Origin of the sequence: Vibrio ouci (assembly GCF_004551525.1) — a bacterium.
Classification (GTDB): domain Bacteria; phylum Pseudomonadota; class Gammaproteobacteria; order Enterobacterales; family Vibrionaceae; genus Vibrio; species Vibrio ouci.
In genome coordinates, this window is the sequence record NZ_SATR01000001.1 from 156,109 (window position 1) to 181,973 (window position 25,865).

Annotated in this window: 22 protein-coding genes; 4 read left to right on the top strand and 18 right to left on the bottom strand. The window is 45.2% G+C overall.

What is annotated here, in order from left to right; translation table 11 throughout:
• The first annotated feature begins 93 nt into the window (after window positions 1–93).
• Window positions 94–783: a DNA-3-methyladenine glycosylase I gene (locus ELS82_RS00680; protein ID WP_134833757.1), complete on the top strand. Its 690-nt coding sequence runs from the start codon at window positions 94–96 to the stop codon at window positions 781–783.
• 33 nt (window positions 784–816) lie between these two features.
• Here the strand turns inward: ELS82_RS00680 and ELS82_RS00685 are convergent, their stop codons facing one another.
• The gene (locus ELS82_RS00685) at window positions 817–1,374 is read right to left on the bottom strand and encodes a GNAT family N-acetyltransferase (RefSeq protein WP_134833758.1); all 558 of its coding nucleotides are present in this window, start codon (window positions 1,372–1,374) and stop codon (window positions 817–819) included.
• Between the two features lie 19 nt (window positions 1,375–1,393).
• On the bottom strand, window positions 1,394–1,852 hold the full coding sequence (gene ohrR / locus ELS82_RS00690; protein ID WP_134833759.1) for a transcriptional regulator OhrR: 459 nt from the start codon (window positions 1,850–1,852) through the stop codon (window positions 1,394–1,396).
• Between the two features lie 124 nt (window positions 1,853–1,976).
• On the opposite strand from ohrR, the gene ohr reads away from it, so the two are divergent.
• Window positions 1,977–2,399: an organic hydroperoxide reductase Ohr gene (gene ohr / locus ELS82_RS00695; protein WP_134833760.1), complete on the top strand. Its 423-nt coding sequence runs from the start codon at window positions 1,977–1,979 to the stop codon at window positions 2,397–2,399.
• Between the two features lie 88 nt (window positions 2,400–2,487).
• Here the strand turns inward: ohr and metE are convergent, their stop codons facing one another.
• Entirely contained in the window at window positions 2,488–4,914 is a 2,427-nt protein-coding gene (gene metE, locus ELS82_RS00700; RefSeq protein ID WP_370447424.1) for a 5-methyltetrahydropteroyltriglutamate--homocysteine S-methyltransferase, read from the bottom strand.
• A 266-nt stretch (window positions 4,915–5,180) separates the two neighbouring features.
• Here metE and metR point away from each other — a divergent pair, with 266 nt between their 5' ends.
• Window positions 5,181–6,092, top strand: coding sequence for an HTH-type transcriptional regulator MetR (metR, locus tag ELS82_RS00705; RefSeq protein ID WP_134833762.1), 912 nt, complete (start codon window positions 5,181–5,183; stop codon window positions 6,090–6,092).
• A 37-nt stretch (window positions 6,093–6,129) separates the two neighbouring features.
• On the opposite strand, the gene ELS82_RS00710 is transcribed toward metR, so the two are convergent.
• The 4 genes from ELS82_RS00710 to ELS82_RS00725 form a co-directional block, all read right to left on the bottom strand.
• Window positions 6,130–6,330, bottom strand: a complete 201-nt coding sequence (locus ELS82_RS00710) for a DUF4250 domain-containing protein (RefSeq protein ID WP_134833763.1) — start codon at window positions 6,328–6,330, stop codon at window positions 6,130–6,132.
• 86 nt (window positions 6,331–6,416) lie between these two features.
• Window positions 6,417–7,097: an HI_1241 family integral membrane domain gene (locus tag ELS82_RS00715; RefSeq protein WP_134833764.1), complete on the bottom strand. Its 681-nt coding sequence runs from the start codon at window positions 7,095–7,097 to the stop codon at window positions 6,417–6,419.
• A gap of 55 nt (window positions 7,098–7,152) precedes the next feature.
• Window positions 7,153–9,627, bottom strand: a complete 2,475-nt coding sequence (locus ELS82_RS00720) for an EAL domain-containing protein (RefSeq protein ID WP_134833765.1) — start codon at window positions 9,625–9,627, stop codon at window positions 7,153–7,155.
• 54 nt (window positions 9,628–9,681) lie between these two features.
• Window positions 9,682–12,165 (bottom strand): EAL domain-containing protein, encoded by a 2,484-nt coding sequence (locus ELS82_RS00725; RefSeq protein WP_134833766.1) that lies wholly within the window; start codon window positions 12,163–12,165, stop codon window positions 9,682–9,684.
• Window positions 12,166–12,347: 182 nt separating this feature from the next.
• Here ELS82_RS00725 and ELS82_RS00730 point away from each other — a divergent pair, with 182 nt between their 5' ends.
• Entirely contained in the window at window positions 12,348–14,657 is a 2,310-nt protein-coding gene (locus ELS82_RS00730; protein ID WP_134833767.1) for a YgiQ family radical SAM protein, read from the top strand.
• 38 nt (window positions 14,658–14,695) lie between these two features.
• Here ELS82_RS00730 and ELS82_RS00735 read toward each other — a convergent pair whose 3' ends face one another.
• From ELS82_RS00735 to serC, 11 genes are all read right to left on the bottom strand, one after another.
• On the bottom strand, window positions 14,696–16,318 hold the full coding sequence (locus ELS82_RS00735; protein WP_134833768.1) for a bifunctional diguanylate cyclase/phosphodiesterase: 1,623 nt from the start codon (window positions 16,316–16,318) through the stop codon (window positions 14,696–14,698).
• Window positions 16,315–17,388: a protein-glutamate methylesterase/protein-glutamine glutaminase gene (locus ELS82_RS00740; RefSeq protein WP_134833769.1), complete on the bottom strand. Its 1,074-nt coding sequence runs from the start codon at window positions 17,386–17,388 to the stop codon at window positions 16,315–16,317. Before ELS82_RS00740 ends, ELS82_RS00735 begins: the two co-directional genes overlap by 4 nt.
• Window positions 17,385–18,188: a CheR family methyltransferase gene (locus tag ELS82_RS00745; RefSeq protein ID WP_134833770.1), complete on the bottom strand. Its 804-nt coding sequence runs from the start codon at window positions 18,186–18,188 to the stop codon at window positions 17,385–17,387. Before ELS82_RS00745 ends, ELS82_RS00740 begins: the two co-directional genes overlap by 4 nt.
• 1 nt (window position 18,189) lies before the next feature.
• Window positions 18,190–18,720, bottom strand: coding sequence for a chemotaxis protein CheW (locus ELS82_RS00750; RefSeq protein ID WP_134833771.1), 531 nt, complete (start codon window positions 18,718–18,720; stop codon window positions 18,190–18,192).
• Complete coding sequence (locus tag ELS82_RS00755; RefSeq protein WP_244230734.1) at window positions 18,713–19,201, bottom strand: chemotaxis protein CheW; 489 nt, start codon at window positions 19,199–19,201, stop codon at window positions 18,713–18,715. The genes ELS82_RS00750 and ELS82_RS00755 overlap by 8 nt, the downstream gene beginning before the upstream one ends.
• Window positions 19,202–19,214: 13 nt before the next feature.
• Window positions 19,215–21,200: a methyl-accepting chemotaxis protein gene (locus ELS82_RS00760; RefSeq protein WP_244230735.1), complete on the bottom strand. Its 1,986-nt coding sequence runs from the start codon at window positions 21,198–21,200 to the stop codon at window positions 19,215–19,217.
• 70 nt (window positions 21,201–21,270) lie between these two features.
• A complete protein-coding gene (locus ELS82_RS00765) occupies window positions 21,271–23,376 on the bottom strand; it encodes a chemotaxis protein CheA (RefSeq protein WP_134833772.1) in 2,106 nt (701 codons plus the stop codon).
• A gap of 8 nt (window positions 23,377–23,384) precedes the next feature.
• On the bottom strand, window positions 23,385–23,654 hold the full coding sequence (locus ELS82_RS00770; protein ID WP_134833773.1) for an STAS domain-containing protein: 270 nt from the start codon (window positions 23,652–23,654) through the stop codon (window positions 23,385–23,387).
• A 10-nt stretch (window positions 23,655–23,664) separates the two neighbouring features.
• Complete coding sequence (locus ELS82_RS00775; protein WP_134833918.1) at window positions 23,665–24,030, bottom strand: response regulator; 366 nt, start codon at window positions 24,028–24,030, stop codon at window positions 23,665–23,667.
• Window positions 24,031–24,039: 9 nt separating this feature from the next.
• On the bottom strand, window positions 24,040–24,564 hold the full coding sequence (locus tag ELS82_RS00780) for a hypothetical protein (protein WP_134833774.1): 525 nt from the start codon (window positions 24,562–24,564) through the stop codon (window positions 24,040–24,042).
• A 192-nt stretch (window positions 24,565–24,756) separates the two neighbouring features.
• Window positions 24,757–25,839 (bottom strand): 3-phosphoserine/phosphohydroxythreonine transaminase, encoded by a 1,083-nt coding sequence (gene serC / locus ELS82_RS00785; RefSeq protein ID WP_134833775.1) that lies wholly within the window; start codon window positions 25,837–25,839, stop codon window positions 24,757–24,759.
• Between the last annotated feature and the right edge of the window lie 26 nt (window positions 25,840–25,865).

The following is a 25,865-nucleotide window of genomic DNA, read 5'->3' on the forward strand; positions in this document are numbered from 1 at the left end:
TGGCTTTTGTTTACCTATTTCCGACTAAGAAACTGTCATCACTTGTAGTAGGATATCTGCAAACCTATAGCAACTTCCGAGACTGAGCGCCCCATGACACTTGAGAAATTTGATGATATCTACCATAGAGCCGCGGCTAGAAAAGGGGGAGAAGCCAACTTAGAGTCGCTATTGGCCACTCCTTTAAGTCGAGAGGAGCTGTTAGAAATCCCCAATGACCGCTGGTTAGCAGCGCTCAGTATGAAAGTATTTCAAAGCGGTATTTCTTGGAAAGTGGTTAGAAACAAATGGCCAAATTTTGAAGAGGTGTTTTTCGGTTTTAAGATTGAACCGTTATTAATGCTGTCAGAAGAGCAATGGGATAACAAAGCAGCGGATACGCGAATCATTCGTCACCACGCTAAAGTGAAATCCATATTGGCCAATGCTCAAATGATCCATGAAGCGTCTATCGAACACGGCTCTTTCGCTAAGATGGTCGCCAACTGGCCGAGTGAAGATATTACTGGTTTGTGGCTCTATTTGAAGAAACATGGTAACCGACTAGGTGGCAATACTGGACCATATAGTTTGCGTCAATTAGGTGTAGATACCTTCATTTTATCTGGAGATGTCGAAAGTTATCTACGAAACTGCAAAGTTATTGAAGGCGGAAAAGATACTAAACGTTCGCTGACCGCGACAAATGAGGCATTTGCTCAGTGGCAACAAGAAAGCGGCCGCAGTCTAACTCAGATCAGTCAAGTTATCGCCTACAGTACAGGCGATAACCGAGTTTTATAATTGGGTCTTGTAGCTGGGTTCAATGGTCCGGTTTTAGAACTTACTAGAGTCTCGCCATTGTTGTTGAGTTATTCGATACAAACAGTGGCGTTCTAACTCATGCCCTTTGGCTAGCTTCGGGTGGTCAAAATTCTGCTGGGTATTCACCATACCAATTTTCTCCATCACTCGTTGCGAAGGATGATTAGGTAGCGCAGTAAACGAGTAGACCTCAAATAAATCGAGCTGGTTGAACGCAAAATCTAGCGCCGCTTTGGCTGCCTCTGGCGCGTAACCTTTACCCCAATGTTGCGCATCCAAACGCCAGCCAATTTCAACAAATGGCGTGTTAGGGATTTCTCGTTGTTCGTCTTGCCCAAGCAAACCGACAAAGCCTAAAAACTCGCCCGTTTCTTTTAGCTCTAACGCCCAGAATCCCCAGCCATTATTCTCAATGTAAGCTTTCGCGCGGCCAATTTGGGCTCTCGTTTCCTCTTCAGTCATCACAGATGGAAAGTAGCGCATGACCACTGGGTTAGCATTCAATCGAATGTATGGTTCAACATCACTATCTTGCCATTGCCTTAATCGTAAACGTTCGGTTTCTAACATGCTTCCCTGCCCTTAATCATTAATCGAGTGTCGCAATAACTTTTTCGCACAGCTTCTTTAATAAAATTAGCTCTTCCAGCTCAAGCTCTATTTTGCATTTCATTGCTTGCGGTACAGACAGCGCTGTCGACTTAAGTTCAACACCAGCATCGGTGAGCTTTAATACCCTCACCCGCTCATCTTGCTCGCTGCGACCCCTGCTGACAAAGCCTTTCGTTTCAAGTCGTTTCAGTAAAGGCGTCAAGGTGCCTGAGTCTAGGTGCAACCTAGCACCGATATCTTTGACGCTAATACCATCACTTTCCCACAATACCATCATCACTAGGTATTGCGAGTAAGTCAGGTCAATCGCATCAAGTAGCGGACGGTAAGTCCGAATAACTGCATTTGCTGCGCTGTAAAGAGGAAAGCAGACTTGATTATCTAGTCGTAAACTCTCTTCTTGAGCGCTAATCATGTCACTGTCGCAACTGGCCATATCCACCTTCTAAAGGTAATTTAAAAAATAAATTGCGCACAATATACTTGCATTCAAGTCATTTCTCGATCTAATATTGCAAACAATTAAATTGCGCACAACTTAAATTAATAAGGATGACATCATGACGACTCTATACAAAACTCAGGCAACTGCCCTAGCTGGACGAAATGGCAATGTAAAAACTGACGATGGTCTTCTAGATCTTGAGCTGTCTTACCCAAAAGAAATGGGCGGTTCAGGTCTAGCAACGAACCCTGAACAACTATTTGCTGCGGGTTACTCTGCGTGTTTCTCAAACGCAATTTTGCACGTCGCTCGTGAAGGTAAAGTTGCACTTAAAGAAGCACCAGTTACTGCTGAAGTGGGCATTGGCCCTAATGACAAAGGTGGTTTTGCGCTAACGGTTAGCCTAGCTGCAGCTATCGAATTGCCTCAAGAGCAGGCACTAGAGCTAGTGCGTGTTGCTCATCAGGTTTGCCCATACTCAAACGCCGTACGCGGAAATATTGATGTGGTTGTGACTGTAAATGGTGAAGCGATATAGGCGCTATCAAACTAACTCACCATACGATAGACAATATAATAGCCGACCTTAATTGGGTCGGCTTTTGCGTTAAATGATCGCAGGTATATTACGCTTCTTCGGTATGCTCTTTACGTAACTGTTTCGCTGCAAGAACCATGTTAGCTAGTGATGCTTCTGTTTCTTGCCAGTTTCGTGTTTTAAGCCCGCAGTCTGGGTTTACCCAAAGGCGCTGAGCTGGGATCTTCTCGGCTGCTTTATTGATTAAGCCTTCGATCCACTCCTTAGTTGGGATGTTAGGCGAGTGAATGTCATACACACCTGGGCCAATTTCATTCGGGTAATTGAACTCTTCAAACGCTTTAAGTAGCTCCATGTTTGAGCGTGATGTTTCAATGGTAATCACATCAGCATCAAGTGCTGAGACTGAGTCGATGATTTCATTGAACTCTGAGTAACACATATGTGTATGAATTTGTGTTTCTGGCTTAGCGCTCGCTGCCGAGATCTTAAATGCATCTACCGCCCACTCTAGATACGCTTTGTGGTCACGCTTTTTCAAAGGTAGGCCTTCGCGTATTGCAGGCTCGTCAATTTGGATAATGTTGATACCCGCATCTTGCAAGTCTGACACTTCATCACGCAGAGCCAATGCCAGCTGGTCAGCGATTTGTTTGCGAGTGATATCTTCACGCGGGAATGTCCAACATAGAATCGTGACCGGACCAGTCAGCATGCCTTTCATCTGCTTTGAAGTTAATGATTGCGCGTACGTAGACCACTCTACCGTGATAGGTTTTTCACGTTCAATATCGGCAACCACAATGGCTGGTTTCACGCAGCGAGAACCGTAGCTTTGCACCCAACCAAACTTGGTGGTTTGGAAACCGGCTAGGTTTTCCGCAAAGTACTCCACCATGTCGTTTCGCTCGGCTTCACCATGTACTAAGACATCGAGATCCAGTGCTTCTTGGCGTTTTACCGCGTCTGCAATATGGCCTTTTAATGCCGTTTGGTACTCCTGCTCAGACAGCTTTCCGCTTCGGTAAGCACTGCGTTGAACTCGGATTTCACTCGTTTGAGGAAAAGAACCAATGGTCGTGGTCGGGAACAGAGGTAAACCAAGCACTTCATTCTGGTGCGCTGCACGCTCTGCGTATGGTGCACTTCGCTCAGTTAGTGATTGAGTGATGTTGTTTAAACGAGCTTGTACCTGAGGCTTATTCACATGGGTTGCAGTTTTGCGAGCCTGGATTAGCGCGCTGTAGGTATCACAGGCAAGGATCGCTTCTTGGCTGCCATCCAGCGCTTTTCCGAGTAACGCCACTTCGGTCACTTTTTGTTTCGCAAACGCAAACCAACTCTGAACTTCGTCACTTAAAGCTGGCTCTAGGTTTAAATCAACTGGGCTATGCAGCAGTGAACACGAACTTGCAACCCAAAGCTTGTCACCAAGTTTCTCTTTTATTGGTTTCAATAGTTCAAGTTGCGCACTTAAATCTGCTCGCCACACGTTACGGCCATTGACCACACCTGCTGAAAGTACCCAGTTGCTTGGTAACTTCGCCGCAACCTGCTCTAGTTGCTCAGGAGAAGCCGACAAATCAATATGCAGGCCGTCTACTGCCAGTTCGACGATTTTATCGAGTGAATCAACTACTGAATCAAAATACGTGGTCAGTAATACTTTTACATCGCTGCGAATCACCTGATACGCCAGCTTAAATGAATCTAACCAAGGTTTGTCCAATTCAAGCGCTAAAATAGGCTCGTCGATCTGCACCCATTCAACACCTTGCTTGGCGAGTTTCGCCAGAATCGCTTGGTAGGCAGTCAACAAACGTGGCAGCAATGACAGTCGGTCAAAGCCTTCTTCAACTTCTTTACCTAGGTATAAATAGCTCAGAGGGCCAAGCAGTACTGGTTTTACATTATGACCCGCTTTAACTGCTTCATTCACTTCTTCAAACAGCTGCGGCCAACTCACTTCAAAGCTATCGTCTTTGCTGAACTCAGGAACAATATAGTGGTAGTTAGTGTTAAACCATTTCGAAAGTGAACTTGGTGCAGCATCAGCCCCCTTGTTACAAGGTTTGTCCAGACATGACACAAATTCGTTTAAATTTTCATCTTCACTGATACCACTTTTATGTTGTTTATTGGTGTTAAACCACTTAGTCATGTCTGATGCGGCATGACCACTACAATCACAGCTTGCTTGAGATTGACCGCGGCCGACCTTAAACAGGGTATCAAGATCTGGGAAGCCGTTTTGGTGACGCTTAGGCACATGCCCAAGTAACAGTGTCGTGGTTAAGACATGGTCGTACCAAGCAAAATCACCCGCGGCGACAAAGTCTAGACCCGCGTCTGCCTGAGTTTGCCAGTTTTTATTGCGCAGTTCGCTGCCGACAGATTTCAGTTCAGCTTGGCTGACTTCTCCGCGCCAATATTTCTCTAAGGTAAATTTCAGCTCTCGGTTTTCACCAATGCGAGGGTAACCGAGTATGTGTGTCTTAGTAGTCATTGTGCTCATCCTTAATTCTGCAGTTCAAATCTGTTATTCTGTTCAGCTCATCACCTAGGATGTCTGGATGGCTAAACTATCTCGCTAAACCGGACGATCGACAATCGACAAATATTCAACTTGTTTATTAAAATTTTTCATGATGATTTGTTTCTCAACCACTTAACTAATAATTAAACTCTCTTGGATTTTTAGACGTCTAGATGTTTACACTCCTACAAAAACACGTTAGGTTAATAATATTCATGCTTAAACAGTCTGGCTGAAGGGAATTCATGATAGAGCTAAAGCACTTACGAACACTCACCACACTCAGAGACACAGGGTCGCTCACGGCAACGGCGACGACCTTGCACTTGACTCAATCTGCCCTCTCTCACCAAATTAAAGATTTGGAAGCTCGAATAGGTGGGCAACTGTTTTTGCGTAAAACGAGACCGGTTAAGTTTACTTCGGAAGGAGAGATCTTACTTAAGCTCGCAGATGACGTACTGCCGCGATTGGCTAAAGCAGAGAATGAGATAGCGAGTCTCAAAGAGGATGTGAACGGTCGACTGCATATGGCGATCGAGTGCCACTCTTGCTTCCAATGGTTGATGCCAGCGCTTAAAGAGTACCAAGTCGCTTGGCCGAGTGTGACGCTCGACTTTTCATCTGGTTTTGGCTTTGAGCCCTTACCCGCCTTAATGGCAGGCGAACTGGATCTAGTGATCACTTCGGACATTCAGCCACGTTCTGAAGTGCATTATGAGCCGCTGTTTGATTTTGAAATGCGTCTGGTGACATCCATCTCGCACCCATTGGCCGGAAAAGAGTGCATCGAACCTGAAGATCTTGCCGATCAAACCATGCTCTCCTACCCTGTGCAGAAAAGCCGCTTAGACGTGGTGAAGCATTTCTTGCAGCCGGTTGGCATTGAACCCGCTAAATGGAAACAGGCCGACAATACACTGATGTTAATTCAGATGGTTTCTGCTGGATTAGGTGTGGCTGCCTTGCCGAACTGGGCAATCAGTGAATTTTCGAGGCAAGGCTTAATCAGTAGTATTCCACTGGGTAGTGGTTTGTGGCGTCGCCTATTTGCAGCGACGCGTCATGCAGACAAAGATAAACGCTATTTGCAGGCTTTCTTTAATACCGCGAGGCAGCAGTCTCAAAGTCATCTTGATGGGATCAAAACTGTTTAAGCAGAAAATTAAAAAGGAGGCCTAAGCCTCCTTTTTGCTATCTCTCATAAGATTTGAACTGATTGGTCAATGGATCGTATTGATAACCCAGCACATCCAGCTTACCAATCACCGTTTCTACATCCATTTCATACATAGAAACAAGCTCTTCAAAGCTATCACACTCTAGACGCAGCTTTTCATTCACTATGCCTAACAAGATGATGCTATCAAAGTTGCTCACATTGCTCAGGTCCATGGCGGCCTCCTATTCCACATCTACTCTTTTTATAGTAGACGCAAATTCACCGCCTTGAAGTGAACTAGCTTCAAACTCTTAACTGATTACAGAACAAACAACGCCTGATTTGACGTTGCTGATAGAAGCAAAAATACCAGTGCGATAGCAAGCTGGCCTTTGTTGATCTCTTTCGATGCAAGCAAGTGCCAAGCCCATGCAACGATAGCAGTAATCAGCAGCGCAAAACTGGTTAACAGAGGCTGAGTCACAGACGTTAGCACGTCACTCTCTAGGCCATAGGCTTTAAGCAAGATAGCTAATGACATCATCATTGCAGCAACCACACCCGTGACAGGTAAAATACGATGAAATGCCTGCAAACGTGTACGCGCGATAGTAAGTAATAAATGCGCCAGTAAAGCGCCAAGCAAAAACACTTGGAATAGAACACTTAAACCCGCAGCAATCGAAGTTTGTGCGCCGATCTCAATTCCGACATAAGCCAAAGCAAGACCATTGGCTAGATATATCACCCACATAGGACCTTGGTCACGCGTCTTCTTGGTTTGCACTTGAGAATAAAAATAAGCGAGAGCAAACACTATCATCATGGCTTCAATTCGCAGTGAAGCAACGGCAAGCCAAAGTATCGCTAGAGAAGGCAACATTTTATGGATACGGCCTCGTTGACCGGGACAAATATCACCTTTAACAAGAATAAGGGTCAAGAGAAGTTGAGCGCCCAATAACATTGGCGCAAACACGGCAAGTAGCTGCTGGATCATGGTGTCATCAAACTAAAATTATTACTGGCTGCGGATAATAGCAGACTGGTTGATTTTAGCTATCAGTGAAGTAAGACATTATATCTTGGTGCGTCACAAGGCCGAGATATTCTCCGACCGAGTTGACCACAAGCCACGGTGGGCTAACCCCTTGCTTTAATGTTTCAGCCACTTGATCATTGTTTTCTTCAAGCGCCAAAGTATGGATATTTCGCCGCATGACTTGATTTAAGGTTTTGCGGCTATTTACAATGTCATTGCGGGTTTCAAACTTGGTCCCCGCCGTTGGCGAGAGATGTAGATTCACTTCCTCTAGCCCCACCACTCCGACGCACACATTGCGGTCGAGAACCGGAATCACTTCTAAGTTATATTGATCTGAGGTGAGTAACGAGCGCGCTCTTTCAATCGTATCATCGGGCGATAAACAAGGCAGGTGCACCTGAGTAATACTCAATATGTTGGATTTCAATTTACGGCCTTTGCCAGAGAGGAACTGCTCAAGCTCTTCACAATAGTCCCACGCCTTTTCAAGCTCTTGAATCGGTAACGGTTTTGAGAAGTAATATCCCTGAATGTAATCAACCCCTAACGAGCAGACCGCTTCAAGCTCATTTCGAGTTTCTACCCCCTCTGCAACCACTTTGACATTAAGCGTATGGGCTAATTGAGTAATCATTTTGACTATATAATATTTGTTGGTCCCTTCCATGAGGTTGGTGACAAACTCTTTATCAATTTTTATCACATCAAAATTACTGTCACTCAAGTAAGAAAATGAGCTGTACCCGGTGCCAAAATCATCAATCGCGACCTGCACCCCTCGACGACGAATGTTTCTTATCAAAGAGGACTGACGAGATTCACTGTCAAAGTAGGCACTTTCGGTTAATTCAATGGTCACGGTTTCCGGACGTTTGGCGTATTTATGGACCAACGAATCCGCGCTTGCGAGCACCTCATCCGTATCCAACTTGGTATTGAGGGAGCGATTTATCGTCACACCTAAGTGCTGACCAAATCGTTCTTGGATATGATTAAGGTCCTGCAGTGCTCGCTGACCGACACACCAGTCTAGATCGGCAACCAAATCTAGGTCTTCGGCAATATTGACCATCTCTTGTGTATTGAGCATCTTACCATTTGGGCCTTTAAAACGGCTCAATGCTTCAAACTTCACAACGTCCCAATTTTTGGTATCGACTATCGGCTGGTAGTACACCTCGACATCTTTAGTTTTGATGGCTTTTTCTGCCCACTCCTCTAACTCTTTTCTACGTAATACTTGTTTATGAAGTACGCCGTGATAAAAGGTAATTTGTCCCCGACTCGTTACGCTGTGTTCTAACATTGCTTGAACAGAGTGAGCCACCAGCAGTTTGGGATCATGGGTATCTTGACCTAACACTGATACGCCAATTCGACCAGTCATAATCGCATTGTAAATCTGGGTGCCGACATGATGGTTGATAGAGGAAAAAAAGCGTCGTATCGCTTGGTGAATCATCCTTACTTGAGATGGACCTTTTACTTTGTTGCATTCCACACAGGCAACGAAATGGTTACTGCCTAGATATCCTACCTCTACCGCTTGCGGTTCTTTGGTTAGGTGTTCAGATAGAAGCGCCTTAAGTTCAAAGTCCTCTGTGTGGTCAAACGGAGGTTGAAAGGCAACCACCATGGTCACCTTTTGACTTCCTTCGCGTTGGCTTCGGTAAGTAACTGCACGAATGAACTGGGTTTGAGTAGGCAGTTGGGTCAGTAGCTCGACCCCGCCATGTTCGACATCTTCAATACGGTAGATATTATTGGAAAGATCGAGCAGAACTGTGACATAAAAGATGCCCTCTTCAAGCATGATACGTTGAACTGTCACATCTTGAGGATAGGCTCGACCTTCGGCGCTTTGAAGTAGCATCACCCCTGACCAATGACCTGACTGCTCAATCTCACACCACATTTTTGTATAAAAATTGGCGCTATGCCGATCAGACTGCAATGACGCAAAAGGCTGCCCTTTTAACTCAGAGTTAGCGTAACCCGACAAGGACAGGAAATTATCGTTACAAACTATAATGCTGCGTTCTGCATCGATTAATAACACCCCATGATGGGCATTATTGAACAACTGACCAAATAAGGCTCCGATACTCAGAGCGGTCGCTTGAAAGAAAAATAAGGGGGTGAGATGCCCAGATGCCAGCTTTCCATCATCGGTTTGAAAGGTCATTTCAACATAGCAGCATTGATCACTCTCCAACCTTAAACAGCAATTAAAACGTTGCAACCCCGTTTTCGGCTTAAGGTTGGTCAACTTCTCTAATAGGATGGTTTGATCGTGATAGCTCATGCAAGGCATTAACACATTGCCAGTCAGTGAAGGCAAATCAGCATTTAGAACTTGTCGGCAGCGTTCTTCATCAATGTCTAATCGATGCTTAGCAATATCCCACCGCCACTCGATAGACAAATGGTGAGAATACCGCGACAGTGCCGGAGCACTCGTGCTAGAGCCATGCACTTGGGCCATTTTTCGCCTCTTTAGTTTAGCTATAACTACTACTAAAGATTAGAACAATAGTGGCTAAGTAACATAAATATTATTAACTAAGCACTTCAACGCAGACTTCTGACTGACTAAACCCTTAAACTCTCCTTTATCATCAACTAAGCACCACGGGAAAGGCGTCGCATTTGCCACAAGTTGCGCAATTTCCGCTTGAGGTGTATGCCAATGCAAAGTCGTCACAATAGGCTGCATGATTCTATTTGCCGGCTTATTCCAATAAGCATTTTCTTTGTTTGATTCTAAATCCGTCCCCATATTGGGAGTAAGGTGCAAATTGATGCTTGGTCGGTCGATAAAGCCGACACACTCTTTTGTTTCAACCACAGGGAAGCATTCATGCTCGCCTTCATTAAAGTACTGGTAGATCAATGAAAGTGGTTCACCTGGGTCAATATGATGCGAAATCTCAACAATATGACCGAGAGAATCATCTAGTAGCTGCTGTTCCTTTTCCGCTACTCGATAACAATCTTGGTCTGTGCGCAATTCAGCCAGAGGAAGCGGTTTAGAAAAGTAGTAACCCTGTATCAAGTTGACGCCAAGATCTCTCAGCGCATCAAGCTCCTGATCGGTTTCAACGCCTTCCGCGATCACTTCCAAATCGAGCTTCTCGGATAAATGTACCAATGCCTTGACGATATTGTACTGCCGTGAATCAGGCGTGATATTTTGAATAAAGGTGCGATCAATTTTAAGGGTATCGAAGTAGCACTCTTTCAAGTAACGAAATGACGCGCTACCCGTGCCAAAATCGTCAACTGCGATTTTGACGCCAGCGCCACGCAACAGCGATAAGATCTCCCTGTTTTTTTCGTCACTATCAAAGTATGCACTTTCGGTAAATTCAAAGGTGATAAGTTCAGGCTCCGTTCCCTGAGCATCGAGGATCTTGGCTGCCCGCTCAAGAATGCCGGTCAGCTCTGTGGTGGTTTTCAATGAACGGTTAACGGACAAAGAAACATGACTACCGAAACGTTGCTGTAAATCTGGAAATTGCTGCAGCGCATTGACTAAGACAAGGTCGTCTAGCTCAACCACCTTATCTAGGTCTTCAACGGCCTCGACCATCTCTTGGGTTGAAGCGACAAACTCCTCATGGTCAGGGAAACGGCATAACGCCTCAAACTTCACGACCTGCTGCATCTTCAGGTCAACTATCGGCTGAAAGTAGACTTCGATGTTGCCTTTGCTCAATGTAGCAATGACATGTTCTTCAATACGTTTCTTGCGCTCAATCTGCTGATGGATCTGGCGATCATAAAAGTTAATCCTTCGCTCATGGCCTGAGTGCAGTTCCAAAACCGCCTGATAAGCATGAGAAACAAGTTGGCTCGGTGTGGTCGCATCAGCCTGAAACACAGAAACTCCGGTAACTCCTGACTTTAAAGCCATGGCGACTGGTAACTGAGCATGCTTAAAACTATGAAATAACTTGGTAATAGAACGGCCGATTTGAGCCACCACATGCTGATTACTCTGAAATTCAAACGGCAAACACAGAGCAAAACAGTCGTGGCCTAGGTAACCACAGCAAAGAGTATTCGCATTGTCTTTTAGATAACTGGCAAACTGCCTTTTCACTTCCGCTGTGGAGTCCAGCTTTGGCTGCAGCGCAACAACGACTAGACCTTGCCCCTTTTGAATGTCATTACATGCGTGAGTGAGCAGCGCTAAGAAGCCTTCTCGATTGGGTAATTGAGTGAGTAAATCGATGCCACCACTTTCAATGTCGTCGATTCTTTCTAACTTACCGGATAGATCAGCGGAGAGGCCGATAAAAAAAGGCGCGCGGTTGGTCGATTGAATCTTCTGAATGGTCAGGTCCTGAGGAAAAACACTACCATCAGCACGGCGAGTTAGGATGGTTCCACTCCAGTGACCCTGTTGTTTTAGCTGCCCCCATAAATGGTCGTAATAGGCATCACTGTGCTTTTCTGCGTTGAAGATACTGGTTTTCAGTCCGGTAATTTCGTTATTGGCGTAACCCGTTAACTCTTCGTAGTGATGATTGCAGACTAAGATTTTAGTCAACTCATCTGCGACAAGAATACCATGATGGTGATTTTCGAACAGAAAGTAGAACACTTCAGTTAATTGGTGCTTATCATTGATGACCAGGCTTGGGGACAAGGTGCCTGAAAGTTGATGCGGACTAACCCGCTCAATCTTAATCTCAACATAGGCAAAAAGAATATCTGGGGCTAATAAGCAACAACTCACTCGTTGCGAATTACCGCTTTCTAAAACCAACTTAAAAGCTTGTTTGATCTGTGCACGCTGCGATTTAGGCAATAAATCAAACAACAACCCCGCACTTAATTCATGTTGTTCGTCACCAAACAACAAAGCCTTAAGCTCTTCATCGCATTGTAATATCTGGCTTTTTATATCAATTTGCCAATCATAAACACTAGATTTATCCCACTGAACCGGAACGGTTTGAGACTTCGATATTTGATTGATCGCGTTCGGCACGATACCCCCAGACAAAATAAGCACTCAGACTCATAATGTAGCGAAATTTATGGAAGCAATGTTTTATTTGGTTAACACTTTCAACTCTCGTCTATTTCCATAGGTAAATTATGGGTACTTTCTGCCGATTAGATCACAAATATTTGAGGTAGATAGTCGCCGTCCAAGTCGCTATAATTCGCGCTCCTTGAAACTGAGAGCAAAATATGTACAGCAACGTTACTCCTATTCATGAGCACAAAAAATATTGGGCAGAATGCTTCGGCACTGCGCCATTTCTTCCTACAAGCCGAAAAGAAATGGATGCCCTAGGATGGGACAGCTGTGACATTATTATTGTTACTGGTGATGCTTACGTTGATCACCCAAGTTTCGGTATGGCGATCATTGGCCGACTGCTTGAAGCTCAAGGCTTTCGCGTCGGTATTATTGCCCAGCCAGAGTGGAGCAATAAAGATGCATTCATGAAGCTTGGTAAACCAAATCTATTCTTTGGTATTACTGCGGGCAACATGGACTCGATGATCAACCGCTACACAGCGGATCGCAAACTTCGTCACGACGATGCGTATACGCCTAATAACGAAGGTGGTAAACGTCCTGATCGCGCGACTCTTGTTTACTCTCAGCGCTGCCGTGAAGCCTACAAAGGTGTTCCACTCGTATTAGGTGGCATCGAGGCAAGCTTACGTCGTCTTGCTCATTACGACTACTGGTCTGATAAAGTTCGTCGCTCTGTACTATTTGATGCAAAAGCGGACATTCTACTGTTCGGTAATGCTGAACGTGCATTGGTTGAGGTTGCTCACCGTCTAGCTGATGGCGAAGATATTTCTACTCTAACCAATATTCGTGGTACCGCAGTAAACCTAGCTGCCGAGCCTGAAGGCTATAACATCATCGACTCTTCGCGCATCGAAAAGCCGCGCAAAGAAGCCTTTATTCCGCCAAACCCATATGCGGTTGAAGAGCAATGTGACACAAAGGCTAAAACAGAAGAGCCGGAAGCGAAACCAATTACTATTCGTCCTTCACGCCATGATGCAGCGACAACAGCGGTACGAATTCCGCCGTTTGAAAAGCTAAATAACGACCGTATTTTGTATGCTCATGCCAGCCGTATTATGCACCTTGAAACCAACCCGTATTCTGGTCGTGCATTGATACAGCGTCACGGTGATCGTGAGCTTTGGGTCAACCAAGCTCCTATCCCACTATCGACTGAAGAGATGGACTATGTGTTCGGTCTTGCTTACGCCCGTGTACCCCACCCTATGTATGGAAAAGCGAAGATCCCAGCGTATGACATGATCAAAACGTCTGTGAACATCATGCGCGGCTGTTTTGGTGGTTGTTCATTCTGTTCGATTACCGAACACGAAGGTCGTATTATTCAAAACCGTTCAAAAGAATCGATCTTGAGCGAGTTAGAAGAGATCCGCGATAAGGTACCTGGCTTTACTGGCACAATTTCAGACCTTGGTGGTCCAACGGCTAACATGTACCGTTTGGGTTGTAGCGATCCTAAAGCAGAAGCCAACTGTCGTCGCCCATCGTGTGTATTCCCGGGTATCTGTAATAAACTCAATACCGATCACCAACATACCATCGACCTTTACCGTGAAGCACGTAAAGTCGAAGGCGTTAAGAAAGTAATGATCGCCTCTGGTGTTCGCTATGACTTAGCAATTGAATCGCCAGAATACGTACGCGAGCTTGTGACTCACCACGTAGGTGGCTACCTTAAAATTGCACCTGAGCACACAGAGAAAGGCCCTCTGGATCTGATGATGAAACCAGGTATGGGCACCTATGATCGTTTCAAAGAAATGTTTGAAAAGTACAGTGCTGAAGCAGGTAAAAAGCAGTACCTAATTCCTTACTTTATCTCAGCGCACCCAGGTACCGAAGATGAAGATATGCTCAACTTGGCACTGTGGCTTAAGAAGAACAACTTCGAATGTGATCAGGTACAAAACTTCTACCCTTCACCGATGTGTAATGCGACGTCAATGTACTACTCGGAAACTAACCCGCTTAAACGCGTGAAGTACAAAAAGCGTGAAGAGGTGCCAGTGGCTAAAGGTGAGCGTCAGCGTAGGCTACATAAAGCGTTACTGCGCTATCACGATCCTGATAACTGGGCAATCATCCGCGGAGCTCTAATCAGCATGGGTAAGAAGCATTTAATTGGTGATAAACCAAACTGTCTTGTTCCTGCTGAAGACGTTGATGCAAAAACGCCAGCTCAGCGCAGAAAGTCAGGCCGTCATGGTTCACAACGTTTTGCGACCAAACATACGAAGAGTCAACCGGGATTCGAGAAGATGAATGGTGAGCAACGTGGTAATGGTAAAGGTCGCGGTAAACCTAATGCTCAAGGTAACAATAATAGCCAGAGCAAAGGTAACCGTAATGGCAAATCAGGTGGACAACCAAATACACCTCGTGGTGGTAAGCCAGCTGGCCAAGGCAATAACAAGCCGCCAGCAGGACGTAAACCAAAACATCGTTAACACAGTAAAAATCGCAGCTCAGGCTGCGATTTTTTGTTTCAAGTATGCTGTCTCTCCAGTAGATAGTTGATGAACTCCTCTTCTGGCAGTGGCTTACTAAAGTAAAAGCCTTGAATATATTCTACTTTTTTAGCCTTAGCATAGATAAGCTGCTCAACCGTCTCGACCCCTTCGGCTACAACAGGCTTCATCATATTCTGCGCCAACAATGCGACAGAATTAAACACCGTTTGAAGCTTGGTATCCTCAACGACATTGGTTACAAACGCTCGGTCAATTTTTATCTCATCAAAGCTTAGTCGGCACAAGTAACTCAAACTCGAAAAACCGGTACCAAAATCGTCAATCGATATTCTAAATCCGTAACCTTGGAGTCTTTCTAAGGTTTGATTGACGTAGTTAAAGTTGTCGATCAGTGCCGATTCAGTTAGCTCTAACTTAATTTGATTTGGTGACAGTTGATGCTTAGTGATCGAAGACATTAGCTTATCAATAAACTCGACATCCAGGATTTCGACCACACTAATATTTAAGGCGAATAACAGTGTTTGGGTATCAATGCCCTTCTGTTCCAACTTGAGTACTAAGCGAGACAATTGACCTATGTTGAATTGCGTCAGTAAGCCAATATCACCGATACGTTCGGCGATGGGAATAAACTCCACCGGTGAGACAAATTGCCCATTGAGCGTCCAGCGTATCAGGCATTCTGCACCAGCAACTCGCTGTGAATCCGCCTCATGCACAGGTTGGAAAAGCACATAGAAATCTTCCTCTAACCTGTCTTTGTTTAACGCAGCTCTAAACTCAGTTTCTAGGTTGTTTTGGTGCTCAATTTGCCGTGCTAGCTCTTCTTGGAACTCGGCAAGCCGCACACGTTCGGTTAACACGTCTAGAATCGCCATTTCAGCTTTGTTGAGGCTCAGCTCATGTGAATCGCCCTCTTTTTCAACGTAGTAACCAAGCGCAACGTTGCTAAAGAAGTGACGGTGGTTAAAGTGAAAAGGCTCATTGAGGAGCGAATAAAACCGCTCAACATCAAATGCCGTCTCTGGGGGTATAAACAGATTAAAACTGTCAGTCGAATGCTTACTGCACAACGCTGAAGGCAACTCACTCAGTACCCGTGAGAGCACTTCCATGAACACTAAATTGGCAACCGCAGTTCCCCAAATTTCATTGATGCGCTGATAATTACAGATCCTTACGCAGCAGACGGTGCCGTTCTGCTCAAGAAGGTTGAGTTTGGAAAGGAAGGCTTCACGGTATAGTAACCCTGTGTGAGGGTCTTGAGTCGACAGCTGGCGGTTCAAACGACGCGCAGCAATAAGCTCACCATGTTCTATCAAGGAGATAATGTAGAAATCTTTATAGCGAATCAGTGATAGCTTGGCCCATTCCACATTTTTGTCGGGATAACTCAAGCCAACCTCTAGCTCGATTTCCATTTGCTCTTCTATTGCGCGGCGCAACTGCTGTGGTAAATCGATAAAATTGAATTCTTCATCAATAAAGCTAACATTTGAGCCAAACAGATATTGCCCGCCGTCGACCCTAAATAGCTCCGACGCTTGGGTAGAAATTTCTAACACCTGCATTTCACTATTTACGACGACATAAGCGATATTCATTGCTTCAATTTGGTCACTCAAATTCTTCATCGCGTCTCCAAAGACTTACGTACTTGGTAAGGTAAGAGTTCCAAAGCATAAACACCAGACACACCACCTTTTTCGACCGCCTCTTTTGGCATTCCATATACAAGGCAGCTCTCTACATTTTGAGCAAATGTGCTTGCGCCAGACTGATGTAACTCCAGCATCCCCTGTGCCCCATCGTCTCCCATGCCAGTTAAGATCACGCCAATGGCATCTTCACCCACGGCTTGCGCAGCAGAACGAAACAACACATCCACCGAAGGCTTATGTCGCGAGACCAACGGGCCGTCTTTTAATTCTAGGTAATATCCGTCATTTATGCGTTTTATCATGGTGTGTATGGAGCCAGGAGCGATATAAACCCAGCCAGTCTGAAGCTGCATCCCTTGTTCCGCCTCAACCACATGTTGAGCCACTTCATCATCAAGCCGCTTGGCGAATGCACGGGTAAATTTTTCTGGCATATGTTGGACAACGACAATGGGGGCGGTATTTGATGAGGTTTGACTTAAGAATTGACGAACCGCCTCCGTGCCACCAGTGGATGCACCGATGACAATCACCTTCATTGCTCCAGACCCTTTGGCACAGAGTTCGTAATCTAGTATTGCATCGGCATTCTGTTTTGTTCGATAGCTTTCGCTGCCAAGATACTTTAACTGCTTCACTTTGACCTTAGCAGCATGCTTAATCGCATTGAGAATAGACTGCACTTGCTGAGAATGAAGATAATCATTTAATTGATGCTGAGGCTTATTGATCACTTCGATCGCCCCTGATGAGAGAGCCTCTAAACTGAGTTGAGGATTTTCTTCTGTCTTAGCGGAACATATGATGGTTGGGGTTGGCTGAGTCGACATGATTTGACGTAGAAATGCAATGCCATCCATCTTTGGCATTGCGATGTCGAGGACAATGACATCTGGCCACTGCTTATTCATTTTCCGCTGGGCAATCAGTGGATCCGGCGCAGCGCCACACACGGTAAGTTGAGGGTCTTGTTCAATCACTTCACCAAGCACTTGCCGCATAACCGCTGAGTCATCCACTATAAACACATTAATTGGTTTCATTCTGCCACCTTGCGATAGATACAGTTTTCGACAAACATCATCTTAGGGTGGCCTTTAAGAATGTTTTCGCTGTGACCAAGAAACAGATAGCCGCCAGTATTCAAACGAGCAATGACATTTTCAATAATGCTTCTTTGCTTTGAGACATCGAAATAAATCAGTACGTTACGCAATAATATAATATCAAAACGTAAGTCATAATCAGGATTGAGCACGTTTTGTTTAGAAAAATGACAAAAGCGCCGCAGAGATTGGCTAATGGTAAAGTGACCTGAATAATCGCCAACGCCTTTTAAGCAATAGGCTCGCCTCAAGTCAGTTGGAATTTGCTCTGCAAGCAAGATATCGTATTGACAGAGAATCGCTTGCTGTATCGAAGCCTCAGAAATATCAGTGCCATACACCGACCATTTCGCATTGCCCAAGACTTTCTCCAGTACCATGGCGAGACTGTAGACTTCTTCTCCGGTCGAACATGCAGCACTCCACACTTTTATGGGTAAGGTTTCCTGCCATTGTTCGAGTAACATTGCTAATTGTTCAAACTGGAATGATTCGCGGAAAAAGCGCGTTTCATGAGTGGTCAACCTATCTATAAAGCGCTGTAATTCAATACCGTCCTTACTCGACGTTAGCACTGCCAAGTAATCATCATAGGTATTACAGCAAGTCTCTTTGAGCCTAGAAGCTAAACGATTCTCAACCATTATTCGTTTATGTTCCCCTAACCGAATACCGGTATTTCGCTCCATTAAAGTTTGGATTGAGCGAAATTGTTCGCGATTAAGGGCGCAGTTCATCTCATGACTCCCAATGCGACAACATCACTTGTTGATTTTTAAGCATGCGTTGGTTGATTTGCTTGCCGTTGAGCAATTCGGACATAACCAGTAGAGGAATGGTATCTTGATCGACTTCCACCATATCGGCGACGTATTGGCTAGGGATGTGAACCCCGAATGCGGGTTTTTCAAATACGCGATCTAGAGAAATCGACTTAATCGAGCGCACCCGAGAGACAACTAAGCCAATCATGACGCTTTCTTGTAGCTTATCGCTGATTGACTCATACAAGATGATGCAACTGTACTTGTCGTATTTTTGCTGTGAACCGATACCGAGGCGAATCCCCGCATCAACGACAGGAACAACACTGCCTCGCACATTAATTACACCGCACACTTCCTTGTCACACATGGGAACTTGGGTGATCTTCGCGTACTCAATGACTTCGTTAACCATATCAATGGGGATAGCAACCACCTCACTTGCTACCTCAACCAATAGCACCTCTAAAGCCGGAGAGCCTTCAATATCTAAAGCTTCATTCATGCTTTACCTCTGAGCGATTATTCTGATCCAAAACCCAAAACCATTGCTTGTTAGAAAGCAGCTCATCAACATTAAGTATAGTAAGCAGACGCTGTTCGAGCTTGGCTACGCCACCAACCATTGGCGACTCTATGTATCCTCCAAGCTCAGGGATAGGCTCTAGATCCGCTTTCGAGACATCAATCACCTGTCTAACGAGATCGACTTTATTTGCAATCACATACGTTTGGCCATCTCTCACCACTTCGGTCACAATCACGCAAGTCTTGCTTGAAACCGGGCGTACTTCTTCACCTAAACAAGCAGCAATATCGAACACGACAACCAATCTTCCGCGCAGGTTCATCACGCCCAGTAACTGGGACGGTGCGCCGGAAATAGCTTCGATTTGCGGGTACTCCATGATCTCGCGTATCTTTTCGATTGGATAAGCGAAGTACTTTCCTGCCACTTTGAATTCAAGATATTTTTCTTTCATCATTCGGCATCACTTGTTAGTCATCAAAAGGAACATAGCCACTTTCTTGCTGAGTCGGCGCTACTTGTGTCCGCGCTTTTTTCCTCCTAACGCTCAAACGTTCTTCTTCAACTTTGACTAACTTGAAAAAACTCACCGTACTGCGAATTTCATTGGTTTGCTCTTGGACCATAACCGCCGCCGACGCAAGCTCTTCCGATGCGGAAGCATTTTGTTGGGCGATTTCATCAAGCTGAGATACAGTGCGATTGATTTCAGCGACACTGGTACTTTGCTCTGTAGACGCTGCGGTGATCTCTTGGACTAGGTCGGCGGTTTGTTGAATATTTGGCACCATGCGGTTAAGCATGTCACCGGCGTGTTGAGCCACTTTCACGCTACTGTCTGCCAATGTACTGATCTCTTGCGCTGCAATCTGACTTCGCTCTGCTAACTTACGTACCTCATCGGCAACCACCGCAAAGCCTTTGCCGTGCTCACCTGCCCTTGCGGCCTCAATTGCTGCGTTCAATGCCAGTAAGTTGGTCTTGTATGCAATGTCTTCGATGATGCCAATTTTCTCTGCAATCGCAGTCATGGCGTTCACCGTATCATTTACCGCTTTGCCCCCTTCATTCGCTTCCGAGCTGGATTGTGTTGCAATCCCATTGGTTACCTTTGAGTTTTCTGTATTCATGGAAATGGACGAGCTCATTTGATCTAAAGAGGCACTGGTCTCTTCGACACTGGAAGCAAGCTGGCTTGAGGTCGTGCTTAACATCTGCGATGTCGTTGAGACTTCATTGGTACTGTGCGCGATGGCTTCAACTGAACGTTGAATATCTAACATGATGTTTTGCAGTTTATCGAGGAAGCCATTAAAGCTTTTCGCCGTTTCACCAATCTCATCGCGGCCAAAGTCTGGGATCCGTCGCGTCAAATCCCCTTCCCCAGAGCGAAGATCTTCAGCGGCTTCTGACAACGCTTTAATCGGTAATACAATACCTTTAATCAAGAACATTGCGGTGACAAATGCTAGCAAAACAGCCACACCCAATAGACCCCACACTAACGAGATACTTTCGCGTGCTTGGTCGACAAGTTGCTCTAACGACTCGGTACTTTGGTTGTTGGCACTGATACTGATCTCATCGAGGATCTTCTCCAGTTTGCTGAACACTTCATGCTCTAACTTATCGATTTGTTCTGCTGCCACCAGCTTGTCTCTCGGGCTATATGTAGCGAAAATATCTTTACCTCCGTTATAGAGCTCAAGGTACATTTGTTCGACAAAGGCTAGGCTTTTTATCTCTTCAGGCTTGCGTTCTAATGGCTTGATTTCACTTAAGTACTGAGCAAAATTTCGTGCTTCTTTCTCAAACGCGTTTACTGCACCAACTTCACCACGCATATACGCATTTAGTGCAGACATCATGTCGCCTTCTTCATCGATTAGCTCTAGGTAAAGTCGAACACCGGGTAAATCGTCGTTGAGGATTTCTTGAAAATCACCGGTTCGGCCTGCGTCTGCCACCTCTTCTTCTTTTAACGTATCGAGCTTGGCTTCTAAGGGGTCAGCGAACTCATTGATGAGGTAGTTGTATTTATCCACCGCACGACTTTCTAGGCCGGGATCAAACTTATTGAACACTAGGTTAAGCATGTCTTCATAGTAACGCTGAGAAAGATCGTCAATCTGACGAATCACAACGGGATCGATGGACTCTAGCTGTTTTAAGCTTTCAAAGAAGGTGACGAATTCGGTGTAGTTTTCCAAAAAGTCGACTTTCTCTTCTGCTTCGCCGGTAATGAACTCCAGCACATTCGAGTTCATGTCCCCTAACTCATCAAGCATGCTCAAGGACAAGATAACTTTAGGAATCTCTTCTTGGCCAACACTAATCGCATAAGTTTCAATGGTTCGATTTTTTAACTGCACCGAAATTGCAATTACAAGTAGCAGAATTCCCATTGTGCACATAGCAACAATTATCTTGTTCTTGATCGATAATTTACCAATCATGCTGCTCTCCCTAGCAACAAAAACCACTTATTCGTAGCCTGTTGCGACATTTAAAATTGCGCTCAGCTCATCAGTTAAAGCGCTCTGCATTTATTCGTTCCGTTGGGCTCAATGCGGTTTGAATCAAGGCAAAAATATCTAGGATTATGGCCACTTCACCACTACCGAGTATTGTTGCCCCACTGACCCCTTTTAGTCCTTCAAATAAAGGACCTAACGGTTTAACCACGGTTTGAAACTCTCCGCTTAAACTATCTACTACCAACCCTGCTCTTAACGAGCCCAACTGAATAACAATCAGCGCTTCTTGCTCGATTGGTGTTGATGACTCAAGACCAAACCATTCTGAGAGGCGTAGGAACGGCAGCACTTCATCACGTAAATTGACGTACTTTTTGTCTCGACTGCTGTTTGCCTCAATCACTTCGTTGAGCTCCAAACACTCGACAACACTATCAAGAGGGATAACATAGTCTCCGCCACCAACCTTAAACATGAAGCCATCAACAATGGATAGCGTCAGCGGTAAACGGATGATAAAGCGGCTACCTTGCCCCGCTTCACTCTCAATCTCAATGCTGCCTCTCAGCAGTTCAATATTGCGCTTCACCACATCCATACCTACGCCACGGCCAGAAAGATCCGTCACTTGATCACTGGTCGAAAAGCCCAGCTCAAACACCAATTTCCATATTTCGCGCTTTGTTAAGCTCTCTTCTGCCCCGACTAACCCCAATTTTCGCGCATGCTCTATCACTCTTTGTTCATCGATACCTTTACCGTCATCGACCACCTCAATTACAATCGAACCAGAGTCATGGTAAGCATTAAGGCGTATCGTGCCGCAGCTTGGTTTGCCGACTTTTTCCCGTTCGCTGGTAGACTCGATTCCGTGGTCAATCGCATTGCGCACCAGATGAGTAAGTGGATCACTCAGTTTCTCAACAAAGGTCTTATCCAGCTCGGTATCTGCACCACTCACCACTAACTCGACCTGTTTGCCCAATTCAAGCGAAGTATCGCGAACAATGCGTTTGAACTTATTGAAGGTATCTCCAATTTGCACCATCCGAAGCTGTAGCGAACTATCGCGAATGTTCTCAACTAACCTCTCAAGTAAGGCCATCGACTCAATCAAAGGCTCGTTACCCGTTTGATGAGCGAGTAAATTGGTTCTTGCGCCCATGATTACCATCTCTCCAACTAGGTCGATCAATTGGTCGAGCTTTTCCGCTTCTACCCTTAACGTTTTTGAACTCTTAATTGGCGACGGGATTGAAGAGGACGTAGCTTCAATACCGGAAGGAATTTGATGGGCTTCGAGCCACTGCTTAGATTGCTCGGCGTCGATTGCACCTAACTGAGCAAACTTTTCAACCAAGCTCTCTGTTGATTCTGGTAGGCGCTGCGCCAGTTCATAGTAACGTTCCGCTGAACTATTCGGAGGTAGAATCTCGATTGTGGCGTCATTAACAATAAACTCAAACGCATCTAAAATTTGCTCCTCAGAGCTTTCTCCTTTAAAGCGAATTTCGTATCCCAAATAACTGTTTTCCGACTTGAAACTGTCGTTCATTTCCTCCGCATTAATACTCTTTTCCAATGCATCAGTCACAAGGGCTACTTGGGCTAGCTCACCTTTGGTGCCTAAGTATTGAATGAAACCGATAGGATCTAACCCTTCTTGAAATACCGTCATATTAGGGCGGAGCGATATGTGCCAAATACCCTCATGCCTATCAGAATTGCTATCAGACGGCTTATTACTTTCAATAGTGGCTCGGTCAGTGGCGATTTGAACTAAGTACGGCAGAACTTTTGCGAGCACGTCTTCAGCATCTGGCATTGGGCTACTGGAACTCACTGCAATGACCTGCTGACGAATAACATCATTGCCTTCCATTAAGACTTCCAGCAATGGCTCATCAACTGATGTGGTACGTTGGCGGACTTGATCCAATACCGATTCCATCGCGTGAGCTAATGTGGTGATTTCATCGAAGCCGAACAGCCCCGCATTGCCTTTGATGGTATGTATGGCGCGAAATAACTCGTCGATCCAATCGGAAAAGTGGTGCGTAAGGAGTTGGTGATTGAGCAAGGATTGCTCAACGTCATCCGTTAGCTCTAAGGACTCGTTGATAAAGATTTGAATTGCTCGGTCAAACTCTGCCATCTTGCTACCTACTCAATGAGATCCGTGATGCCAAACAACTCGAGATAAACACACACTGCGGGGGCAGGATTAAGGAGCTTGGTTTGATGCTCAACCCAACTTTTGTGACAGATAAACCAAATAACCAATTGAAAGCCTGCAGAATCCATTTCCGTCACGTATTGCGCATCTAGTGAGACATCCTCGTGTTCATGTAAGGCCGCGACCATTTCACTATGAGTCTGTTCCACCTCATAAATGGTTAGCTCTGCTGGCAATACGTAGACGTGCATTGACATTAACCCCTCACTAACTCAATAGCTTACTGACAGCTTCTAACATCTGCTCAGGGCGAAACGGTTTGACCATCCATGCCTTAGCGCCCGCTTTTCGTCCTTCTTCCATTAAGTACTGCTGACTCTCCGTTGTAAGCATAATGACAGGGGTAAACTTGTATTTAGGTAAGGTTTTTAGTTGTTTGACGAAGTCGATACCATTCATGTTGGGCATATTGACGTCACTAATAATCAGATGCACCTTATCGCCGGTTAACTGCGCTAAACCGTCAAGACCATCCTTTGCTTCAATAACTCGGTAGCCTGCCCCTTCTAAAGCAATGCTGACCACCTGTCTTAACGATTCAGAGTCATCGACTACCATGATTGTTTTCTGCATCATCCATCCCTAAAAAAACGTTACGCTACCCTCATCATGAGGCGACTTATTACTCTCGACTCGCGTTTTTTGCTCGATGACATCAAGCGCCTCACGAATTTCATCTTCATCCCAGCCACAGCTATCTAGCCGTTCGATCGCAGCTTCAATGATCTGTACTCCTTCAACGATTCCGCTTTGTTGTTGATGAAGACGGTCGCCAAATTGCAGTAACACCAATACTTCTTTATAAACCTGCTCCATTTGCTCTCTGTATTGCTTGACCTCATCACTTGGAGCGTCATCAATTTGTTTTATGCGGCTCGAAAGCGTTCTCATTGATTGAACTTTGGTACTCAATTCATTGATCGCTTGATGGGAAAAATCACATGAGGTTTCAGCCTGCTGGCGAACTTTGGGCAGTAGCACACTGGCAAGAGATTGAGTCGATTTTTGATAAGCGCTGATCGTAGTGAAATTGAACCCAACCAGCAGAAAATAGAACAGAGCGGTAATGAAGCCAGCAGAGAACATCGCCGGTATAGTAAACCCCACCAGCACAACTTGGATAAGAAAAATAGCGGCCCCAAGGCCAATAAAAAGTGGAAAGCGCCCCAGCTTAACGACCCTTTTATCAATAACCTAGTAAATAAGCCTAGTTCATAAATAAATAGTGAGCGCGATTTAGTAATAAAAAAGGTCTAGCCCGAGAGAGCTAGACCTTTACATTGATATGAAGAGAGAAAATTAAGCGTTTGCTGCTTCAAACTCTTTCATAAACTCAACAAGAGCCTGTACGCCTTCAAGCGGTATCGCGTTGTAGATTGATGCTCGCATGCCTCCGACTGCGCGGTGGCCTTTTAGCGAAACCAATCCTCGCTCCGCTGCTTGCTCAAGGAACGCAGCGTCTAGCTCAGGCTTAGCCAATTGGAATGGTACATTCATACGCGAACGGTTTTGCGCGTGAACGTTGTTAATATAGAAGTCTGAGTTATCAATCTGTTGATAAAGCAGCTCTGCTTTCTGCTTATTGATGCTTTCCATCGCTGCCACGCCACCTTGCTCTTTTAGCCACTTAAACACTAGGCCAGAAAGGTACCAAGCAAACGTTGGTGGAGTGTTGAACATCGAATCTTTCTCAGCTAGAACTTTGTAGCTCATAAAGCTAGGAAGCAAGTCGTTAGCCAGTTCAAGCAGGTCATCACGAACGATGGCGATACAAATGCCCGCAGGGCCGATGTTCTTTTGCGCGCCTGCATAGATAACGCCGTATTTAGCGACATCAATCTCACGAGACAGAATGTTTGATGACATGTCCGCTACGATTGGTTTATCAGTCTGTGGCAGTTCTGAAATTTCGATACCATCAATGGTTTCATTTGGACAGAAATGAACGTATGCCGCTTCTGGGTCAATTTTCCAATCTGACGCATTGATGACTGCAGCTTTGCCATCAATCTCAGTTTTGGCTACAAAGGTGTCAACCTGACAATATTTACTTGCTTCATCAATTGCACTTTCTGCCCAGTAACCCGCGTCAACATACGTTGCTTTTTTAGCACCGCCCAATAGGTTTAGTGGAACCGCAGCAAACTGAGCGCGCGCACCACCTTGGCAAAACAGAACTTTGTAGTTGTCAGGAATATTGAGTAAATCACGCAGATCTTGCTCTGCTTCTTCTGCCACCTGAATAAACTCTTTGCTACGGTGGCTGATCTCCATGACAGAAGTGCCTAGGTTGTTCCAATCAACCAATTCCTTTTGCGCTTTTGCCATCACAGCTTTAGGTAGGGCCGCCGGACCCGCACTAAAGTTAAACACATTGCCCATTTGTCTTTCCTTGCAGATGATTCAAT

Excerpts from the sequence above, each read along its gene's own strand:
- ELS82_RS00680 (WP_134833757.1), top strand. The coding sequence starts at position 94 with ATGACACTTGAGAAATTTGATGATATCTACCATAGAGCCGCGGCTAGA.
- ELS82_RS00685 (WP_134833758.1), bottom strand. The coding sequence starts at position 1,374 with ATGTTAGAAACCGAACGTTTACGATTAAGGCAATGGCAAGATAGTGAT.
- ohrR (WP_134833759.1), bottom strand. The coding sequence starts at position 1,852 with ATGGCCAGTTGCGACAGTGACATGATTAGCGCTCAAGAAGAGAGTTTA.
- ohr (WP_134833760.1), top strand. The coding sequence starts at position 1,977 with ATGACGACTCTATACAAAACTCAGGCAACTGCCCTAGCTGGACGAAAT.
- metE (WP_370447424.1), bottom strand. The coding sequence starts at position 4,914 with ATGAGCACAATGACTACTAAGACACACATACTCGGTTACCCTCGCATT.
- metR (WP_134833762.1), top strand. The coding sequence starts at position 5,181 with ATGATAGAGCTAAAGCACTTACGAACACTCACCACACTCAGAGACACA.
- ELS82_RS00710 (WP_134833763.1), bottom strand. The coding sequence starts at position 6,330 with ATGGACCTGAGCAATGTGAGCAACTTTGATAGCATCATCTTGTTAGGC.
- ELS82_RS00715 (WP_134833764.1), bottom strand. The coding sequence starts at position 7,097 with ATGATCCAGCAGCTACTTGCCGTGTTTGCGCCAATGTTATTGGGCGCT.
- ELS82_RS00720 (WP_134833765.1), bottom strand. The coding sequence starts at position 9,627 with ATGGCCCAAGTGCATGGCTCTAGCACGAGTGCTCCGGCACTGTCGCGG.
- ELS82_RS00730 (WP_134833767.1), top strand. The coding sequence starts at position 12,348 with ATGTACAGCAACGTTACTCCTATTCATGAGCACAAAAAATATTGGGCA.
- ELS82_RS00735 (WP_134833768.1), bottom strand. The coding sequence starts at position 16,318 with ATGAAGAATTTGAGTGACCAAATTGAAGCAATGAATATCGCTTATGTC.
- ELS82_RS00740 (WP_134833769.1), bottom strand. The coding sequence starts at position 17,388 with ATGAAACCAATTAATGTGTTTATAGTGGATGACTCAGCGGTTATGCGG.
- ELS82_RS00745 (WP_134833770.1), bottom strand. The coding sequence starts at position 18,188 with ATGAACTGCGCCCTTAATCGCGAACAATTTCGCTCAATCCAAACTTTA.
- ELS82_RS00750 (WP_134833771.1), bottom strand. The coding sequence starts at position 18,720 with ATGAATGAAGCTTTAGATATTGAAGGCTCTCCGGCTTTAGAGGTGCTA.
- ELS82_RS00755 (WP_244230734.1), bottom strand. The coding sequence starts at position 19,201 with ATGATGAAAGAAAAATATCTTGAATTCAAAGTGGCAGGAAAGTACTTC.
- ELS82_RS00760 (WP_244230735.1), bottom strand. The coding sequence starts at position 21,200 with ATGATTGGTAAATTATCGATCAAGAACAAGATAATTGTTGCTATGTGC.
- ELS82_RS00765 (WP_134833772.1), bottom strand. The coding sequence starts at position 23,376 with ATGGCAGAGTTTGACCGAGCAATTCAAATCTTTATCAACGAGTCCTTA.
- ELS82_RS00770 (WP_134833773.1), bottom strand. The coding sequence starts at position 23,654 with ATGTCAATGCACGTCTACGTATTGCCAGCAGAGCTAACCATTTATGAG.
- ELS82_RS00775 (WP_134833918.1), bottom strand. The coding sequence starts at position 24,030 with ATGCAGAAAACAATCATGGTAGTCGATGACTCTGAATCGTTAAGACAG.
- serC (WP_134833775.1), bottom strand. The coding sequence starts at position 25,839 with ATGGGCAATGTGTTTAACTTTAGTGCGGGTCCGGCGGCCCTACCTAAA.